Origin of the sequence: Roseovarius sp. MMSF_3359, from assembly GCF_030733385.1 — a bacterium.
Lineage (GTDB): Bacteria > Pseudomonadota > Alphaproteobacteria > Rhodobacterales > Rhodobacteraceae > Roseovarius.
This window is the reverse complement of sequence record NZ_JASHJC010000018.1, coordinates 1-16,311: the sequence shown is the minus strand read 5'-3', so window position 1 is coordinate 16,311 and position 16,311 is coordinate 1. Positions and strand designations below refer to the sequence as shown.

General features: G+C 62.7%; 16 protein-coding genes. 3 read left to right on the top strand and 13 right to left on the bottom strand.

The features are described from left to right. Positions 1 to 206: 206 nt before the first annotated feature. Complete coding sequence (locus RBB29_RS19715) at positions 207 to 1,157, bottom strand: AraC family transcriptional regulator (protein ID WP_306116629.1); 951 nt, start codon at positions 1,155 to 1,157, stop codon at positions 207 to 209. Positions 1,158 to 1,295: 138 nt separating this feature from the next. Between RBB29_RS19715 and RBB29_RS19710 the strand changes: the two genes are divergently transcribed. Together RBB29_RS19710 and RBB29_RS19705 are read left to right on the top strand one after the other, a co-directional pair. Further along, positions 1,296 to 1,814 (top strand): DUF4142 domain-containing protein, encoded by a 519-nt coding sequence (locus tag RBB29_RS19710; protein ID WP_306116628.1) that lies wholly within the window; start codon positions 1,296 to 1,298, stop codon positions 1,812 to 1,814. Continuing rightward, positions 1,811 to 2,149, top strand: coding sequence for a hypothetical protein (locus tag RBB29_RS19705; protein WP_306116627.1), 339 nt, complete (start codon positions 1,811 to 1,813; stop codon positions 2,147 to 2,149). Before RBB29_RS19710 ends, RBB29_RS19705 begins: the two co-directional genes overlap by 4 nt. A gap of 31 nt (positions 2,150 to 2,180) precedes the next feature. Here the strand turns inward: RBB29_RS19705 and RBB29_RS19700 are convergent, their stop codons facing one another. The 7 genes from RBB29_RS19700 to RBB29_RS19670 form a co-directional block, all read right to left on the bottom strand. Then, positions 2,181 to 3,428 (bottom strand): hypothetical protein, encoded by a 1,248-nt coding sequence (locus tag RBB29_RS19700; protein WP_306121207.1) that lies wholly within the window; start codon positions 3,426 to 3,428, stop codon positions 2,181 to 2,183. Between the two features lie 86 nt (positions 3,429 to 3,514). Further along, positions 3,515 to 4,303 (bottom strand): crotonase/enoyl-CoA hydratase family protein, encoded by a 789-nt coding sequence (locus RBB29_RS19695; protein WP_306116625.1) that lies wholly within the window; start codon positions 4,301 to 4,303, stop codon positions 3,515 to 3,517. Positions 4,304 to 4,315: 12 nt separating this feature from the next. After that, positions 4,316 to 5,170 (bottom strand): hydroxymethylglutaryl-CoA lyase, encoded by an 855-nt coding sequence (locus tag RBB29_RS19690; RefSeq protein WP_306116624.1) that lies wholly within the window; start codon positions 5,168 to 5,170, stop codon positions 4,316 to 4,318. Continuing rightward, the gene (locus RBB29_RS19685) at positions 5,171 to 5,830 is read right to left on the bottom strand and encodes a glutathione S-transferase family protein (RefSeq protein ID WP_306116623.1); all 660 of its coding nucleotides are present in this window, start codon (positions 5,828 to 5,830) and stop codon (positions 5,171 to 5,173) included. It lies immediately after the preceding gene. After that, entirely contained in the window at positions 5,827 to 6,495 is a 669-nt protein-coding gene (locus RBB29_RS19680; protein ID WP_306116682.1) for a glutathione S-transferase family protein, read from the bottom strand. Before RBB29_RS19680 ends, RBB29_RS19685 begins: the two co-directional genes overlap by 4 nt. Then, positions 6,495 to 8,438 carry an acetyl/propionyl/methylcrotonyl-CoA carboxylase subunit alpha gene (locus RBB29_RS19675; RefSeq protein WP_306116622.1) on the bottom strand — a complete coding sequence of 648 codons (1,944 nt, stop codon included), beginning with the start codon at positions 8,436 to 8,438 and terminating at the stop codon, positions 6,495 to 6,497. Before RBB29_RS19675 ends, RBB29_RS19680 begins: the two co-directional genes overlap by 1 nt. Before the next feature lie 100 nt (positions 8,439 to 8,538). Continuing rightward, the gene (locus RBB29_RS19670) at positions 8,539 to 10,143 is read right to left on the bottom strand and encodes a carboxyl transferase domain-containing protein (protein WP_306116621.1); all 1,605 of its coding nucleotides are present in this window, start codon (positions 10,141 to 10,143) and stop codon (positions 8,539 to 8,541) included. A gap of 140 nt (positions 10,144 to 10,283) precedes the next feature. Here RBB29_RS19670 and RBB29_RS19665 point away from each other — a divergent pair, with 140 nt between their 5' ends. Further along, a complete protein-coding gene (locus tag RBB29_RS19665; RefSeq protein WP_306116619.1) occupies positions 10,284 to 10,901 on the top strand; it encodes an OmpW family protein in 618 nt (205 codons plus the stop codon). Between the two features lie 110 nt (positions 10,902 to 11,011). Here the strand turns inward: RBB29_RS19665 and RBB29_RS19660 are convergent, their stop codons facing one another. From RBB29_RS19660 to RBB29_RS19640, 5 genes are all read right to left on the bottom strand, one after another. Beyond that, the gene (locus RBB29_RS19660; RefSeq protein ID WP_306116618.1) at positions 11,012 to 11,500 is read right to left on the bottom strand and encodes a hypothetical protein; all 489 of its coding nucleotides are present in this window, start codon (positions 11,498 to 11,500) and stop codon (positions 11,012 to 11,014) included. After that, entirely contained in the window at positions 11,497 to 13,047 is a 1,551-nt protein-coding gene (locus RBB29_RS19655) for an AMP-binding protein (RefSeq protein ID WP_306116617.1), read from the bottom strand. The genes RBB29_RS19660 and RBB29_RS19655 overlap by 4 nt, the downstream gene beginning before the upstream one ends. Positions 13,048 to 13,097: 50 nt before the next feature. Next, the gene (locus tag RBB29_RS19650) at positions 13,098 to 13,715 is read right to left on the bottom strand and encodes a lysozyme inhibitor LprI family protein (protein ID WP_306116616.1); all 618 of its coding nucleotides are present in this window, start codon (positions 13,713 to 13,715) and stop codon (positions 13,098 to 13,100) included. Then, positions 13,712 to 14,875: an isovaleryl-CoA dehydrogenase gene (locus tag RBB29_RS19645; RefSeq protein WP_306121206.1), complete on the bottom strand. Its 1,164-nt coding sequence runs from the start codon at positions 14,873 to 14,875 to the stop codon at positions 13,712 to 13,714. The genes RBB29_RS19650 and RBB29_RS19645 overlap by 4 nt, the downstream gene beginning before the upstream one ends. A 99-nt stretch (positions 14,876 to 14,974) precedes the next feature. After that, positions 14,975 to 16,168 (bottom strand): DegT/DnrJ/EryC1/StrS aminotransferase family protein, encoded by a 1,194-nt coding sequence (locus RBB29_RS19640; RefSeq protein WP_306116615.1) that lies wholly within the window; start codon positions 16,166 to 16,168, stop codon positions 14,975 to 14,977. Positions 16,169 to 16,311 lie beyond the last annotated feature (143 nt).

The following is a 16,311-nucleotide window of genomic DNA, read 5'->3' as shown; positions in this document are numbered from 1 at the left end:
CGGACCGCCCGCAAGGGCCGGCGATTGGTGAGGTCTGTGTAATGCTCTGACCGTACAAGTACTTGGCTGCCATAAAGTGCCCCGCACTCATGTCGGATCGCCAACCCGCGGTCCGGCAATGCACGGCTAAATTCTAAAACCGCTAGCGCCTGCTTCAGGCCAAAAGAAGCTAAAAAACAACGGTATAAGAGCCGGCGACGCCAGCGTCACGCCGCCGCCATCTGCGCCCGGTACCGCGCGGGCGGCAGGCCCTTTTCCTTCTTGAAGACCCGTGAAAACCCGGATTCCGAACTGTAGCCGACCTGCGCCGCCACATCCGCGATCGACCGGCCCGTTTCCCGCAACGCGCGGCAGGCCAGTTGCATCCGCCAATAGGTGACGTATTGCAGCGGCGGCATCCCGATCTTGTCGGCAAACCGCACGGCAAAGCCGGTACGCGACATGCCCGCCTCGCGTGCGAGCGCATCGAGGGTCCAGCCATGGGACGGGTCCGCATGGATCATCGTCAGCGCGCGCGCCAGTTGCGGGTCGGAAAATCCCGACAGCCCCGCATCCTGCGCCTCGGCACTGGACAGGAAGGCACGGATCGCCTGGGCGAAGATTGTCTCGGAGAGTTTCAGCGCGATCAGGTCGCCGCCCATGGATTGCCCGCCGGTTTCGGCCCCGATCATGCGCAAGGTCGCCTCCATCCATTGCCCTGCCTGCGCGCCGTAGTCCTGGATATGCACAAAAGGCGGCAGACGGTCGAAAATTGGATGTTCCTGCCCGTCGGCGATCGAGAAATGGCCGCAGATCAGCTGCGTCTCGCGATCCTCGAGATTATCGTCACCGGCATAAACCAAAACTCCCTCGCCCTCATACCCTGCACGCTCCAACACCGTCTCAAGCGGCAAGGCGTCGGGCTCGGTCTCGGGCTGGCAATAGAGCGAATGCCCCGCACCGCCGGGAATAATGACCAGGTCCCCCTGCGCCAGGCGGATCGGCTCGCCCCCCTTTTCATGCCGGATAAGGCATTCCCCCCGATGGGCAAAATGGAACCGCGCGACGTTGGAATAGGACGGCACCCGCACCCCCCATGGCGGACGGAAAGAGGTGCGGAAATACAACGTCCCCTTCATGGAAAGTTGCATCAGGATATCGCTCAGCAAGTCGCTCATAAGCGCAGTTTTGCAGATCGTTTGACCCGCGTCCATCCGTCTGAACGATCTGTTATGACATATGAACGCGCGGGCATTCAAAATTCACCGTGGCCCGCATTGATTGGTGTCATCACGACCAATCAACGGGAGAAAACCATGAAATCTTTTATCGCCGCCGCCCTTGTCGCGGCCACCGCCATGCCCGCTTTCGCCAACGATCCGGCGCAATTGAGCGACACAGAGATCGCCCATGTGGCCTATGTCGCCGACAATATCGACATCCGCTATGCACATCTGGCGCTGGCCATCAGCACCACGCCGGAAATCCACGAATTCGCCCGCACCATGATCCGCGATCATGAGGCCGTGAACGAGGCGGCGCTGGCGCTTCTCGACAAGCTCGGGGCCGAGGCGCAGGACAATTTCCTGTCACAGAAGCTGGCGGCAGATTCCGAGGAGATCATCAACCGCCTGTCACAACTGCGCGGGGCAGAATTCGACCGCGCCTATGCCGAGAATGAATTGGGCTATCACCAGGCGGTCAACAATCTTGTCGAGCATACCTTCATCCCGAATATCGACCACCCGGAGGTCAAGGCGCTGTTCGAACAGGGTCTTGAGATCTTCAAAGCCCATGAAGGGCATGCCGAGATGATGGTGAAAGCGGTTCAATGATCGCAAACCGCCGCCGGGTGCTTAGGCTTGGGGCGGCTGCCGCGATGGTGCCGGCCCTGGCACTTCCCGCCGGGGCGCAGAGCCGCCTGCACCAGATCGCCATCCACGGGTTTCTTTTCGGCCCCGACCGCCTGATGGTGAGGGTCGGCGACAAGGTCCGTTTCACCAATCACGATCTGGCACCGCATACCGCAACGGCGACGGATGGCAGTTGGGATACCGGCACGCTGGAACAGGGTCAGCATGCCGACTTGATGGTAACGGATGCCTGGGGTGGCGACTATTTCTGCGCCCATCATCCTGCGATGACCGCGCGGCTTGAGATAATGGCGTAACCAGGCCGCGCTGTCGGTCGGTGCCGGGGGATCAGAAGGTCAGCTCGGCACCGATGATGAATGTATGCGATTCCACGCTCCGGTCGCCGGTGCGGGTGGGCAGGATCAGCGGTACGAAACCGTTGTTATACATGTATTCCGCGCCCAGCTTCACATGCGGGGTCGGCTCCACCTCCAGCCCGAGGATCACCTGCTCCATCCGCTCCCATTCGGTGCCGCCGGCACCCTGCAATCCGCGGCTGGCCGACAGGGAATAGACCGCCGGTTTGCCAAAGATCGTCGATCTGTACCGCCCCTGAAGCGTTGTCGCCGTAACCTTGTGACCGGTCGCAGGCCAGATGTCTTCGGTCGTCGTGAATTCGGCCATCAGGTCGAAATTCGACCCGCTGTAGGTGGTGTTGATGTTGTAGGCCCCGTTCCAGGAGCGGAATGTCCCCTGCCCCGGCGGGTGGTGCGCGATGGCGCTGTCATAGATCGTGCCGCGCAGGTAGCCGCCGCCGATGGTCAGGCCGTTGCCGTTTTGCAGATCGAACCGATGCGAACCGTTCACGGCGAAATTCGACAGGCCGCCATTGTTTTCCGGGCTGCTGATGACGCGCAGGCCGCGATGTTCCGGAATCAGGGTCAGCACAACCTGCGTCTGATCAGTGACATAACCAAACTCAATCACCGGATCGTCCGACTGCGCCCAGAAGTAGTGATTGCTGTGGCTATGGGTGAAAGGCGCGTAAGTGGCCAGGTTACCGAAACTCACCGTCTTGCGGCCTACGGCGGCATAGACCGGGAAACGGCTCAGATCGCCGACAGCTACCCAGTATTTGCGCAGTTGCAGATCTTCCTGACCGGGGTATTCGACCTCGGTATATTCACCCTGGGCAAAGGCGGTGACCCAAGGCAGCGTGATCGTGAAATTGAGCGAGGCTTCGTTGAGAACGCCGTAATTGTCGGATTTGCCCGAGGTATGGGTGGGCGGCAGGCGCGACAGGATCGGGAATTTGCCCGCGGTGTTGGTTTCCTCGAAGATATAGGTCAGGACCAGGCGGCCACCGAGATAGAAGCTCTGCGGGTCCAGCACGCCATCGCGGCGCGCCAGAAGGGCCACGGCGATCTTGTCGGTGACATGATCCTGCCGGTCGAACATCTGTTCGGAGTAACGAAGGTCCGTCTTGACGACATTGTCGAAATTGTAAGCGCCAACCCGATCATTTGCGGCGGCGGCGAGCGGCAGAAGCGAAGCAATCAAAAAAAGCGAAAAAAATGACCTTAACCTATTCATCATCACAACTCCGTGAGCATTCGTTACCATTTCGTGAGCCCTAGGCGCACCTCTGGCAGCGTGTCAACACCAACGGGGTAAATGCGAGGTTAATTTTGCGGCGACCAGGACGGTTTGTGCTTTTTGAAGAACGCTTCGATGCCCTCGGGCGCCTCCTTCCCGGCCCAGCAGGCGGCAAGCTCGTCAATCGTATGGGCAATCACCGCATCGTCGATCTGCGGCCCCAGAGAGCGCAGTAACGCCTTGGCGCGGGCCACCGCCCCGGGGGCGCAGTTGAGATATGGCGTCACCTCCGCCTCAACCGCGGCATCCAGTTCCGACATCGGGACCGCGCGGGCCAGCAGGTTCAGGTGCACCGCCTCATCGGCGCCGAAAAGCCGGGCGGACATGAAGACGCGGCGCGCCTTGGCCTCGCCCATACGGGCGCAGACGTAAGGACCGATCGTTGCGGGGATCAGGCCCAGCTTCGTCTCGGTCAGGCCCAGCTTGACATGGTCCGCCCCGATCACCGTGTCGCAGACGCTGGCCATCCCGACGCCGCCGCCAAACGCATTGCCGTGCATCCGCCCGATCAGCGGCTTGGGCAGCGTGTTCAATGCCTGCAACATACGGGCGAGTTTGGTGGCCTCGGCAGCGCGGACCTCGGGCGTGGCGTCAAACTGCTCCCGCATCCAGCCCAAGTCGCCCCCCGCGCAGAAGGATTTGCCCTGCGCCGACAGGACGACCACGCGCACCGCATCGTCATCCGCCAGCCGGGCCGCCGCCGCGGTCAGATCGGCGATCATCTGCGCCGAGAGTGCGTTGTGTTTGTCCGGGCGGTTCAGGCAAAGCGCCGCGACACCGCGCGCGTCGGTTTCAAGGGTAATGGTCTCGTACATCTGCGTGTCCTCTCAATCCTGCCGCATCGCGCGGGCCATCTCCGCCGCCCGGGCGAGGACCTTCCGGTCAAGCCCGGTCTCATAGCCCAGATCATTCAGCCGATCATGCACCGCCTCGGTGGCGACATTGCCCGCAGCGCCCGGTGCGTAAGGGCATCCGCCCAACCCGCCCACCGCCGCGTCAAAGACCCGCACACCGCGTTCGAGCGACACCTCGATATTGGCAAGCGCCCGACCCGACGTGTCGTGGTAATGCCCGGCAAGCTGCGCCACCGGCACCTCGTCCGCCACCGCGGCCAGCATCGCGTCGATCCGCTCGGGCGTCCCCTGCCCGATCGTGTCACCCAGTGACACCTCGTAACACCCCATTTCGAACAGCGCGCGTGCCACACGGGCCACCTGCGCGGGATCGGTCGGGCCGTCATAGGGGCAGTCCGTCACGCAGGAAACATAGCCCCGCACGGGTACGCCAGCGGATTTGGCGGCCTCGGCCACCGGCGCGAACCGCTCAAGGCTTTCGGCGATGGTCGCGTTGATATTGGCCTTCGAAAACCCCTCCGAGGCCGATCCGAAAATCGCCACCTCGTCGGCCTTCGCGGCCACCGCGCCTTCAAAGCCGCGCATGTTGGGCGTAAGGGCAGCGTAACGGACGCCTTCCGCCCGGTCGATCCCCGCCAGCACGTCGGCGGAATCGGCCATTTGCGGCACCCATTTGGGGCTCACGAAACTCGCCACCTCGATCCGCCGGAAACCCGCCCCGCTCAGGCAATTGACGAGGGCGATCTTCTCTGCGGTCGGAATCTGACGCTTTTCGTTCTGCAGCCCATCACGCGGGCCGACTTCGAAAATCTCCACGAATTCAGTCATCTAGGCCTCCGGCACCGGGTAGAAATCCTGCGTATAGAATGTCTGCTCGCCATCCCGGGCGCGGGCCGCGATGAACCCGGGCCGCGCCTCCAGCCGGGTGCGATAGGCCAGCAACCCCGGAAAGGGATCAAGTTTGACATAGTATGGCGCGACAAAGAGGTTGAAACCCATCATCGCATCCGCCGCCGAGAACCCCGAGGCCAGCAGATAATCGTGATCGCCCAGCATCCCCTCCAGCGCGCCCAATGTGGCCGCAAGCCGCGCGGTGATGAGCTTGAGGACCACAGGCGAGGCCTGCGCCGGATCGCGCAGGAAGAGGTGCTGCATGTTGAGGTTCTCGATCAGGCTGGCCATGGTTTCGGCAAAGCCCATCAGTTCGAGGTACCGCACCCGCTCCGGCGCGCCGGGTACGGGGGCAAGCCCCGCCTGCGGATGGCGCTCGCACAGGGTCTGCAGGATCGCAGCGCTTTCGAAAATCACCTCACCGTCGATCTCAAGCGCGGGCACACGACCGGCGGGGGACTTGGCGAGGTAGGCGGGATCGCGCAGGCTGCCATCGCGGATCGAATGGTGGACGAGTTCGCAGTCGAGGCCCAGTTCCTCCAGCAGCCAGAGGATGCGGAAGGACCGCGACGCCGGAACGTGATGCAGACGGATCATTCGGGGGTCTCCTCATCGGATAAATCCGGCCGGGTCGCGAGGGCCGACGGGCGCCTGCCCATGCCATGCAGCCAGGCTGCCAGCGCATCGCGCTGCATCAGCATTTCGCGCCCCTCCGGCAGCAAGGCGAAATAGTCGAGCATCGGGAAGAGGTGACAAGACGCAAGGCAGATCGCATCACCCCGAAGGACCAGGCCTTCGGCGGCAATCTCTTCCAGCGCATCCAGGACCCGTGGTGCCTCGGTAAGACCTTTCTGCAGGGCCGCGGGATCGCCCTCTTCACCGACCAGGGGCCGGTAGTGCCCGTGGGAAAAGGCCTGCCGGACCAGCGGCCAATAGACATAGTTATCCGCAATCGCGATCACCTGCCGCATCCGAGCCGCAGCCTGCGCATCGCCGGGCGTTAGACCTATGCCCGCAAAACACGCATCGACATAACCGAGGATCGCCGCCACCTCATAGACGCGAAACCCGTCATGGTGCAGCACCGGCACCCGCCCAAACGGATGGCTCTGCATCAAAGACAGAGCATTCGTCGGATCGAACGGATCACATTCGACATATGAATAAGCCACGCCCTTCTCGGCCAGCGCGATGCGGACACTGCGCGTATAAACACTGTGCCGGAACCCCGTCAGGGTCAGATCAACGCCGGCCTCGGGCATCACGCGGCACTGTCCTCTTCGAGACGGACGAGCGCCGCCCCGGCGCTCACCTGATCGCCCTCGGCCACAAGAACCTCGGCCACCACGCCATCGCGCGCGGCAAGCAGGCTATGTTCCATCTTCATCGCTTCCAGCACCGCAAGCCGGTCCCCCTGCGCCACGGTCTGCCCCGCCGTCGCATGGACGGATTTGACGAGGCCAGGCATCGGCGCTTCGATCACCGCCGCATCGCCCGTGGCGGTGCTATCACGCTCCAGCGGGTCGATGATGTCAAAGCTGATGCCATACTGGGCAAAGACCGTCACGACGCCGTCGGCGACCGCCACATCCGGCGCGACGTGGCCATCGAGCTGCCAGCGTCCCCCGATCCGCCGCGCCTCGACCACCGTATCGCCGATCACCACGTCATGGGCGTCGCGCGACAGGGTTCTGATCCGCACCTCAAAGGTCTCCTCCCCACGGCGCAACCCCTGCGGCCTGCCGACCGGCGCCCAAAGCGCAAAGCCGATCTCCCCGCCCGGGAAGTTCAGCACATCCGCCGCCGCCAGCCCTGCAAGCGCCACATCGCGCGGGCCCGGCTCCGGCGGGACGACAAGCGTGTCGATGTCGCGGGCGATGAGGCCAGTATCCACCTGCCCCGCCGCAAATCCTTCATGGGCGGCCAGCGCGCCAAGAAACCCGAGGTTGGTCACGGTCCCCGCCACCTGACAGGCCGCCAACGCGGTCGAGAGCCGCCTGAGCGCCACCGCACGGGTCGGTCCATGGGTGGTCAGCTTGGCAATCATCGGATCGTAATAGGGGCTGATCTCGTCGCCTGCCCGCACGCCACTGTCGGCGCGCGCATCCGACGGGAAGCGCAGATGCGAGAGCGTGCCGGTGGCGGGCAGGAACCCCTTGGGGACGTCCTCTGCGTAAAGCCGGGCCTCGAAGGAATGACCGTTGATCGTCAGATCTTCCTGTCGCGCGGGCAACCCCTCGCCACTGGCCACGCGCAATTGCCATTCCACGAGATCGACGCCAGTAATGGCCTCGGTCACGGGATGTTCGACCTGCAGCCGCGTGTTCATCTCCATGAACCAGAACCCGTCGGGCTTGAGCCCGTCCGAGCCATCAACGATGAACTCCACCGTACCTGCGCCCGCATAGCCAATGGCCTCCGCCGCACGCACACCGGCCTGTCCCATGGCATTACGCATCTCTTCGGTCATCCCCGGCGCGGGAGCCTCTTCGATGACCTTCTGGTGGCGACGCTGCAGGGAGCAATCGCGCTCAAAGAGATGCACGGCTTTGGTACCATCGCCAAAGACCTGCACCTCGATATGGCGCGGCTGCTCCACGAATTTCTCGATCAGGACCGCATCATTGCCAAAAGCCTTGGCCGCCTCGCTGCGCGCACTTTCCAGACCGTCTGCGAAATCCGCAGGTTTCTCCACCAGCCGCATACCCTTGCCGCCACCGCCTGCAACGGCCTTGATAAGCACCGGATAGCCGATCTTGTCAGCCTCCGCCGCCAAATGATCCGCGTCCTGGTTATCCCCGTGATAGCCGGGCACCACCGGCACCCCCGCCTCCTCCATCAGCTTCTTGGCCGCGTCCTTGAGGCCCATGGCCCGGATCGCACTGGCCGAAGGGCCGATGAAGACCAGCCCGGCCTTATCCACCGCCTCGACGAAATCCGGGTTCTCGCTCAGGAAACCATATCCCGGATGAATGGCCTGCGCGCCGGTATCGAGCGCCGCCTGGATGATCGCGTCACCCCTGAGGTAACTCTCCGAGGGCGCCGCCCCGCCGATATGCACCGCCTCATCGGCCAATGCCACGTGCTTGGCCGCCCGGTCCACATCAGAAAACACGGCCACCGACCGCACGCCCACCTTGCGCGCCGTCTCCATCACCCGACAGGCAATCTCGCCCCGGTTGGCAATCAGGATCTTGTCAAACATTTCTGCCTCTTTTCCTAGACACATCGTCAAGCCAGCACTCTTTCGTCCCTGCCCGTGCAGGGCGGCGGGTGGGTGGGGCCGCCCTGCACGGGCAGCCTGGTTACATGCGGAATACGCCAAAGCGCGTCTCCTCGATCGGCGCACAAAGCGCGGCACTGAGCGACAGCGCCAGCACATCGCGCGATTTGCGCGGGTCGACGATCCCATCATCCCAAAGCCGTGCGGAGGCATAAAGCGGATGCGACTGATGCTCGAACATCTCGATCGTGGGCCGCTTGAATTCGGCCTCCTCCTCGGCGGACCAACTCCCGCCCTTGCGCTCGATGGCATCGCGCTTGACCGTGGCCAACACACCCGCCGCCTGCTCGCCGCCCATCACGGAGATCCGGCTATTGGGCCAGGTCCACATGAAACGCGGCTGATAGGCACGGCCCGACATGCCGTAATTCCCGGCCCCAAATGAACCGCCAACCACCATCGTGATCTTCGGCACCTTCGTCGTGGCCACCGCAGTCACCATCTTGGCGCCATGGCGGGCAATCCCCTCGTTTTCATACTTCCGCCCGACCATGAAGCCGGTGATGTTTTGCAGGAACAGCAGCGGGATGTTGCGCTGGCTGCAGAGTTCTACGAAATGTGCGCCCTTCTGCGCCGCCTCGGAGAAGAGCACACCATTATTGGCGATGATCCCCACCGGGCAGCCCTTGAGATGGGCAAAGCCACAGACCAGCGTTTCGCCAAAGCGCGATTTGAATTCATCAAAGCGCGAGCCATCCACCAGCCGCGCGATGACCTCTCGGATGTCGTAAGGCGTGCGCAAATCCGCAGGCACCACGCCCAGCAATTCCTCGGGATCATAGGCCGGATCCTCGGGGCTGGCCCAATTCACCGTCGCAGGTTTCGACCGGTTCAGACTGCCTACCGCCCGCCGCGCCAATGCCAGCGCATGGGCGTCATCCTCCGCCAGGTAATCCGCCACGCCCGAGAGGCGCGTATGCACGTCGCCGCCGCCCAGATCCTCGGCAGTGACCTCCTCCCCGGTCGCGGCCTTGACCAGCGGCGGCCCGGCCAGGAAGATCGTCCCCTGGTCCTTCACAATGATCGTCACATCGGACATCGCGGGCACATAGGCGCCACCGGCGGTGCAGGACCCCATGACCACGGCGATCTGCGGAATGCCCTTGGCGCTCATCCGCGCCTGGTTGTAGAAAATCCGGCCAAAATGATCGCGATCCGGGAACACCTCGTCCTGGTTGGGCAGGTTCGCCCCGCCGCTGTCGACAAGATAGATGCAGGGCAGATGGCATTCCTCGGCAATCTCCTGAGCGCGCAGATGTTTCTTGACCGTCATCGGGTAATAGGTCCCACCCTTCACCGTCGCGTCATTGCAGACGATCATGCATTCGATCCCCTGCACCCGGCCGATCCCGGCCACCACACCGGCGCAAGGCGCAGCACCGTCATACATGCCATGGGCCGCCGTGGCGCCCACCTCCAGAAAGGCCGAGCCGGGGTCCAGAAGTCCCGCCACCCGGTTCCGCGGCAGCATCTTGCCGCGCGACAGATGACGCTCCCGCGCCGCCTCGCCGCCCCCGATGGCCGCCAATTGCGCAGCCTCTTCGACAACCGCCAGCGCCTCGAGATGGCCTCGGCGGTTGGTCTGGAATGCTTCTGACGACACGATCGCCTGCGATTTCAGTTTCATGTTTCCTCACACGCTTCTGCTTGCCCGATGCCGCGTTGCAGAATTGCATCACACGCGACCTGGTTAACGATTTTGACCTGCATCAAAGAAGGTTGCTGCGCCGCGGCATATCCCCGGATCATTCGATAAGGAATGGAACGATGACCAATAAACTCAAAACTCTCACCCTCGCCGTTCTCATGGGCTCTGCCGCCCTTCCCGCGCTGGCCCAATCCAAAGGCGACTTCCTGCTTGGCCTCGGCGCCCACTCGGTCACCCCCGACAGCGGCTCCAGCCTGACCACCGCTGGCCGGATCGACGTTGATGCCAATATCCGCCCGACAATCACCGGTGAATACTTCATCGCCGATAATGTCGGCATCGAACTCCTGGCCGCCTGGCCGTTCGAGCATGACATCAACCTCGTCGGCACCGGCAAGATCGGCAAGACCAAGCACCTGCCGCCCACATTGTCGCTGCAATACCACTTCACCAACGCCTCGGCGGTCACCCCGTTTGTCGGTGCCGGTATCAACTACACCTACTTCTTCGATGATACCGCCACCGGTCCGCTCGCTGGCACATCGCTCGATCTGAGCGATTCCTGGGGCTACGCGCTGCATGCCGGCCTTGACTACGCGATCACCGACCGCGGCTCGCTGCGCGCGGATGTCCGCTACATCGACATTGAAACCGACGTGAAGGTCGGCGGCACCCCGATCGGCAAGGTCAAGATCGACCCGTGGGTCTTTGGCGTGGCTTACGTCCACAAATTCTGAAGCACACCCAATCGGACAGTGGGACGGGTCGGCCAAAACGCCGACCCGTTTCGTATCTTTGTCACACGCCTCTGCAATGTGTCCCCGAAATTCTCTTACAAAACAGCCCATCAGTCCGACACCTTTCGAAGCGCGGCGAACCGCAAGCTGTTCATCAGACCCGCCGGCACAAGATACAAAAGCACCATGAAAGCCGCGGGTGTCGGGTGGCTCCTGCCATTGGTGCCGCGCACAGAGAAGACGTTTTCGTTACCTGTAGCGGCAACCACAGCAAACCAGACCAGAAAGAGCGAAACCACCAGTAGAATTACGCCCAAGGCAAAACCTCCGAACATTCGCGCGTCATTCACCCCTGACCTCTTGACCTGCCAACGCGAACTGCACCTCAGGCACCCGGCACTTGCCGACGAGAATCTGTAGGGATCTTCGGGGTCATCAATGCAGCGCAATTTCCGAAGCAAGGGGCGGCGGTTCTGTCGATTTGCGAGCGCAAGTTCGATCAGTGGAAGACGTCCCTTGCATTCCGGACAACGCCGATAGAATGGCGCAGAAACGACATGCCACGCCGCTGAACCAATCATGGAGATCAAGCGCATCATTCGTTCGCCTCCTGCGCGGCACGCACCTTTAGCTCCCGGCGGATCACCTTGCCGGTCACGGTCATTGGCAGCGCCTCCAGAAACCCGATTTCACGCGGGTAGGAGTACTTGGCGAGACGCTCCTTGACGAAGCCCTGCAACTCTTCGGCAAGGGCGTCCGAGGCCTGCGCGCCCGGTTTCAACACGACATAGGCCTTGACGATCTCGGTCCTAAGCGCATCGGGTTTGCCGACCACGCCCACGGTCGCCACCGCCGGGTGTTGCAGCAGGCAATCTTCGACCTCCGCCGGGCCGATCCGGTATCCGGCGGAGGTAATCACGTCATCCTCCCGCCCGACGAAGCGCAGGAAATCCCCGTCCCAGATGCCCCGGTCGCCGGTCAACATCCACTCGCCCCTGAACTTCTCGGCGGTCTGTTCCGGCCGGTTCCAATATTCCAGCATCATCGAGGCCGAACCGCGTCTGACCGCCACATCGCCTTCGCCCTCCGTCGGGGCGCCGCCCGCATCCAGCACCGCCACCTCATGGCCCGGCACCACGCGCCCGATGCAACCGGGCTGCGGCTCGAACAGGGCCTGGCAGGAACAGGCGACCAGATTGCATTCCGTCTGGCCATAGAACTCGTTGATGGTCAGGCCGAACGCCTCACGGCCCCAATCGAGCATCTCGGCGCCAAGCGGTTCACCGCCGCTGGCCACGGTGCGCAGGCCCTCGATCCGGGCATCGGCGGTCTTGAGCATCCGAAGCGCCGTGGGCGGGAAGAAAATATTGCGCACCCGCGCCTCGCGGATGATCCGCTGGCACTCCTCGACATTGAACTTCGCCATGCGCGCGGCCACCACCGGCACGCCCAGCGCCAGCCCCGGCATCAGGATGTTGAACAGCCCGCCGATCCAGGCCCAGTCCGCCGGCGTCCAGAGGCAATCGCCGTCCTGCCCCAGAAAATCATGCGGCAACTCCGTGCCCGGCAGGTGCCCGGTCAACACCCGATGCCCATGCAGCGCCCCCTTGGCCGAGCCGGTTGTGCCGCTGGTATAGATCAGGACGGCGGGCGTGCCAGGCGTGGTTTCCGCCGTTTCGAACGGCGTGTCGGTCAGCGTCACGTCTTCTGGGAAAATGGGCGTCTGCCCGTCCAACATCTCCGCACCCTCGGCATCGGTGACGATGTACTCAGCCCCCGCATCGTCCACCCGGCTCAAAAGTGCGTCGCGCATGAAGAGCTTGAAGAGAGGGATTGAAATCGCCCCGATCTTCCAGATCGCGATATGCGCCGCCGCGGTCCACACCCCTTGCGAGCGCAACACGCCCACCCGGTCACCCCGCTCGACGCCCCGCGCCGCCAGATCACGCGCCAGACTGTCCGCGAGCTTGCGTAACTCAGCATAGCTGACATCGCGTCGCCCGTCCGTCAGATCAATGATCGCCACCCGGTCGGGATCCCGCGCCGCCCAGTCATCACAGACCTGCGCAGCCATGTTCAACTTCGCCGGCAGGTTCCAGTTGAACCCGGCGATTTGTTCACGATATGAGTTTTTTTGGGTAAGCATGAACTAACCGACGCATCTTCGATGATGAATCGTATGGGCGGACGCTAGTGTCATTTGGCCACCTCGAAGTCGCATGCGTCGCCGTAACGCTCACCCTTTTGTCTTCCGCATTCTCCGCGTAGTTGCGCTTCCATGTCGAGAGCGAATGCGGCCGTTTCGTGCGCGAGGCAGCCCCCCTCAACGATATCGCCCTCCCTCCCACGCGAGAAACCCTTGCCATATGAGTTGGATGCAACATTGCATCGCGCCTCGCGAAATGCACGCCACAGAATAACGGCGACCTGCAAATCCGCCGCTTGCATGAGAAACTCTGTGCCTTGGGCCAGCGGACTCCTTCCACCCGACAATCCATCAACAACCACACTCAACCGCCACTCCCAATATCGCGCTTCAAGACCGGAACAGGCTAGGTAGGAACGTCGGTCATAAGTACCATCACCGCCAACATCGCTGTCATCTAGGCAACGTTGCACTGACAACCCTCCACAGTGTTTCAATGCCTCGTATTCGAAGTGGATTGGGCTCGCTTCCCAGGTTTCTTCAACACAATCAGAAATAGCCTGCGCATTGATTGACCACCGACCGGAATTAAATTCCGGGGTCTTGTCAAACAGCCCGGCAAATCCGCATTGGGGAGCAACCAATAGGAGTACGACAAGAAGTCTCACCCCATCGCCCCCATCATCTCACGCCCCACCAGCATCCGGCGAAGCTCGGACGTTCCGGCACCGATTTCCATGAGCTTGGCATCACGGAAGATGCGCGCCACCGGGGCATCCTGCAGGAAGCCCGCACCGCCCATCGCCTGCACCGCCTGATGCGCCTGCACCATCGCCTGTTCGCTGGCATAGAGGCAGCAGGCGGCGGCATCCTGGCGAGTCACGTCGCCCCGGTCGCAGGCCTTCGCGACCTCGTAGACATAAGCCCGGGCCGAGTTCATCGCGGTGTACATGTCCGCGATCTTGCCCTGCATGAGCTGGAAGTTCCCGATGGGCTGGCCGAACTGTTTGCGTTCCGACAAATACGGCATGACCTCATCCAGGCAGGCCGCCATGATCCCAAGGCCGATCCCCGCCAGGACCACGCGCTCGAAATCGAGGCCGGACATCAGAACGCGCACGCCCTTGCCCTCTTCGCCCAGCACGTTTTCAAACGGCACCTCGACATTGTCGAAAATCAGTTCTGCGGTGTTCGACCCGCGCATCCCCAGCTTGTCGAAATGCGGGGAGGTCGAGAAACCGGTCATGGATTTTTCGATGATGAAGGCGGTGATGCCTTTCGATCCGGCCTCCGGGTTGGTTTTGGCGTAGACGACCAGCGTCGTCGCGTCCGGCCCGTTGGTGATCCAGTATTTGTTACCATTGAGGCGGTAATGATCGTTCCGCTTCTCCGCGCGCAGTTTCATGCTGACCACATCGCTGCCCGCGCCCGCCTCGGACATGGCCAGCGCGCCGACATGTTCGCCCGAGATCAGGCCGGGCAGGTATTTGTGGCGCTGCTCATCGCTGCCGTTCAGCTTGATCTGGTTGACGCAGAGGTTGGAATGCGCGCCGTAGCTGAGCGAAACCGAAGCGCTGGCCCGCGCCACTTCTTCAACGGCAACGACATGGGCGAGGTACGACATACCCGCGCCGCCGAACTCTTCGGGCACGGTGATGCCCAGAAGGCCCAACTCGCCCATCTCGGTCCAAAGTTCGTTCGGAAAGGCGTTCTTGGCATCGACCTCCGCCGCCATCGGTTTGACCCGCTCCTGCGCCCAACGATGCACCATCTCGCGCAGCGCATTTACATCTTCACCCAGATCGAATTGCATCACGGCGTTGAACATCTCGCCCCATCTCCGGCATTTATTGAACATTTGTTCATTTATAGCGCGCAGAAGTGAGTCGGGTCAATCCCCGCAATCGGGCCTCCGGGTGATCGGCTGTCAGTTTGCCTGGTAAACGGCCCCCACCTCAGCACGGATGATCCGCGCGATCAACGCGCAATCGTCGAGGTTGAAGGTGAGCGGCAAGCGCATATCGATGATCCCGCGCAGAATGCGGTCGCTTGTGGGCATCCGCTCCGACGGGGCATAGCGCCAGCTATCATAGCGGCTGGTAAAGCCGGTGGGTTCCGCCCCGCCGAACCACTTCAGTTCGACCCCGCGCTTGAGGCACCGCTGCAAAACATCGGCGATTGCCTCGTTGGACCAATCCAGCAACAGAAACTGGATCGACGAGCCTACGTAGGTTTCTTCCTCCGGACGCTCAACCACCGTGAGGCCGGGTGTCCCGCGCAATCCTTCTTCCACGATCCCATAACGGGCGTTCCATGCCGCGCACTGACTTTCCAGCGCACGCAATTGCGGTCGCAGGATCGCCGCACGCAGGTGATCCATCCGCCCCGAGACATTGGGCGTTTCATACTTCACCCGCTCGAACACGTCCGGAGGCGGCACCGTGCCATTGCGGCCATAAAGCATGTAGGAGCCCGACAGGATGATGGCCCGCGCCATGACCTCGTCATCATCGGTGACGAAAAACCCGCCCTCGCCCGAATTCATATGCTTGTAGGTCTGCGTGGAATAGCATCCGATCAGCCCGTCGCGCCCGGACGCTCGCCCCTTCCACGCGGCCCCCATCGTATGGGCGCAATCCTCGATCACCGTGATACCAGCGGCGTTGCAGATTTCCATCAGCCGGTCCATGTCGGCCAGGTGGCCACGCATATGACTGAGCATCAGGACATCGGCCTGATCGGCCTTGGCGGCAAGATCATCGAGATCAATCGTCAGGTTTTCGGTCACACCCACGAAGACCGGCACGGCACCGACGCTGGCAATGGACCCCGGCACCGGGGCAAGCGTGAACGCATTGGTCAACACCTTGTCGCCGGGCCTGACCCCGACCGCGCGCAGGGCCGTCGCCATCGCATAGCCGCCCGATGCGACCGCCAGCGCGTATTTCGCCCCCACATAGGCGGCGAATTCCTGCTCCAAGAGGCCGGTCTCGCCCACCTCATCGCCCGCAAGGTTATAACGATGCAACCGACCATTCCGCATCACCTCAAGCGCCGCCGCGATACCCTCTTCGGGGATCGGTTCCTGCTGGGTGAAACTGCCTGTGAAAATCTCTGTCATACGCTGGTTGTGGAGCCGCCACGCCCGCAGGTCAATGCCCCAGACCGCCGAAGCCAGCGGTTCATCAGAAATCCTGCAACGGGTTTGCATCTTTCCCGAACAGGCGACACCGCAGGGCTGGCATGCCCGGCGCGGGGTGGGCG

What these genes read in the sequence shown, in the direction of transcription:
- RBB29_RS19715 (WP_306116629.1), bottom strand. Translation starts at nt 1,157, where the DNA reads ATGAGCGACTTGCTGAGCGATATCCTGATGCAACTTTCCATGAAGGGG.
- RBB29_RS19710 (WP_306116628.1), top strand. Translation starts at nt 1,296, where the DNA reads ATGAAATCTTTTATCGCCGCCGCCCTTGTCGCGGCCACCGCCATGCCC.
- RBB29_RS19705 (WP_306116627.1), top strand. Translation starts at nt 1,811, where the DNA reads ATGATCGCAAACCGCCGCCGGGTGCTTAGGCTTGGGGCGGCTGCCGCG.
- RBB29_RS19700 (WP_306121207.1), bottom strand. Translation starts at nt 3,428, where the DNA reads ATGATGAATAGGTTAAGGTCATTTTTTTCGCTTTTTTTGATTGCTTCG.
- RBB29_RS19695 (WP_306116625.1), bottom strand. Translation starts at nt 4,303, where the DNA reads ATGTACGAGACCATTACCCTTGAAACCGACGCGCGCGGTGTCGCGGCG.
- RBB29_RS19690 (WP_306116624.1), bottom strand. Translation starts at nt 5,170, where the DNA reads ATGACTGAATTCGTGGAGATTTTCGAAGTCGGCCCGCGTGATGGGCTG.
- RBB29_RS19685 (WP_306116623.1), bottom strand. Translation starts at nt 5,830, where the DNA reads ATGATCCGTCTGCATCACGTTCCGGCGTCGCGGTCCTTCCGCATCCTC.
- RBB29_RS19680 (WP_306116682.1), bottom strand. Translation starts at nt 6,495, where the DNA reads ATGCCCGAGGCCGGCGTTGATCTGACCCTGACGGGGTTCCGGCACAGT.
- RBB29_RS19675 (WP_306116622.1), bottom strand. Translation starts at nt 8,438, where the DNA reads ATGTTTGACAAGATCCTGATTGCCAACCGGGGCGAGATTGCCTGTCGG.
- RBB29_RS19670 (WP_306116621.1), bottom strand. Translation starts at nt 10,143, where the DNA reads ATGAAACTGAAATCGCAGGCGATCGTGTCGTCAGAAGCATTCCAGACC.
- RBB29_RS19665 (WP_306116619.1), top strand. Translation starts at nt 10,284, where the DNA reads ATGACCAATAAACTCAAAACTCTCACCCTCGCCGTTCTCATGGGCTCT.
- RBB29_RS19660 (WP_306116618.1), bottom strand. Translation starts at nt 11,500, where the DNA reads ATGATGCGCTTGATCTCCATGATTGGTTCAGCGGCGTGGCATGTCGTT.
- RBB29_RS19655 (WP_306116617.1), bottom strand. Translation starts at nt 13,047, where the DNA reads ATGCTTACCCAAAAAAACTCATATCGTGAACAAATCGCCGGGTTCAAC.
- RBB29_RS19645 (WP_306121206.1), bottom strand. Translation starts at nt 14,875, where the DNA reads ATGTTCAACGCCGTGATGCAATTCGATCTGGGTGAAGATGTAAATGCG.
- RBB29_RS19640 (WP_306116615.1), bottom strand. Translation starts at nt 16,168, where the DNA reads ATGACAGAGATTTTCACAGGCAGTTTCACCCAGCAGGAACCGATCCCC.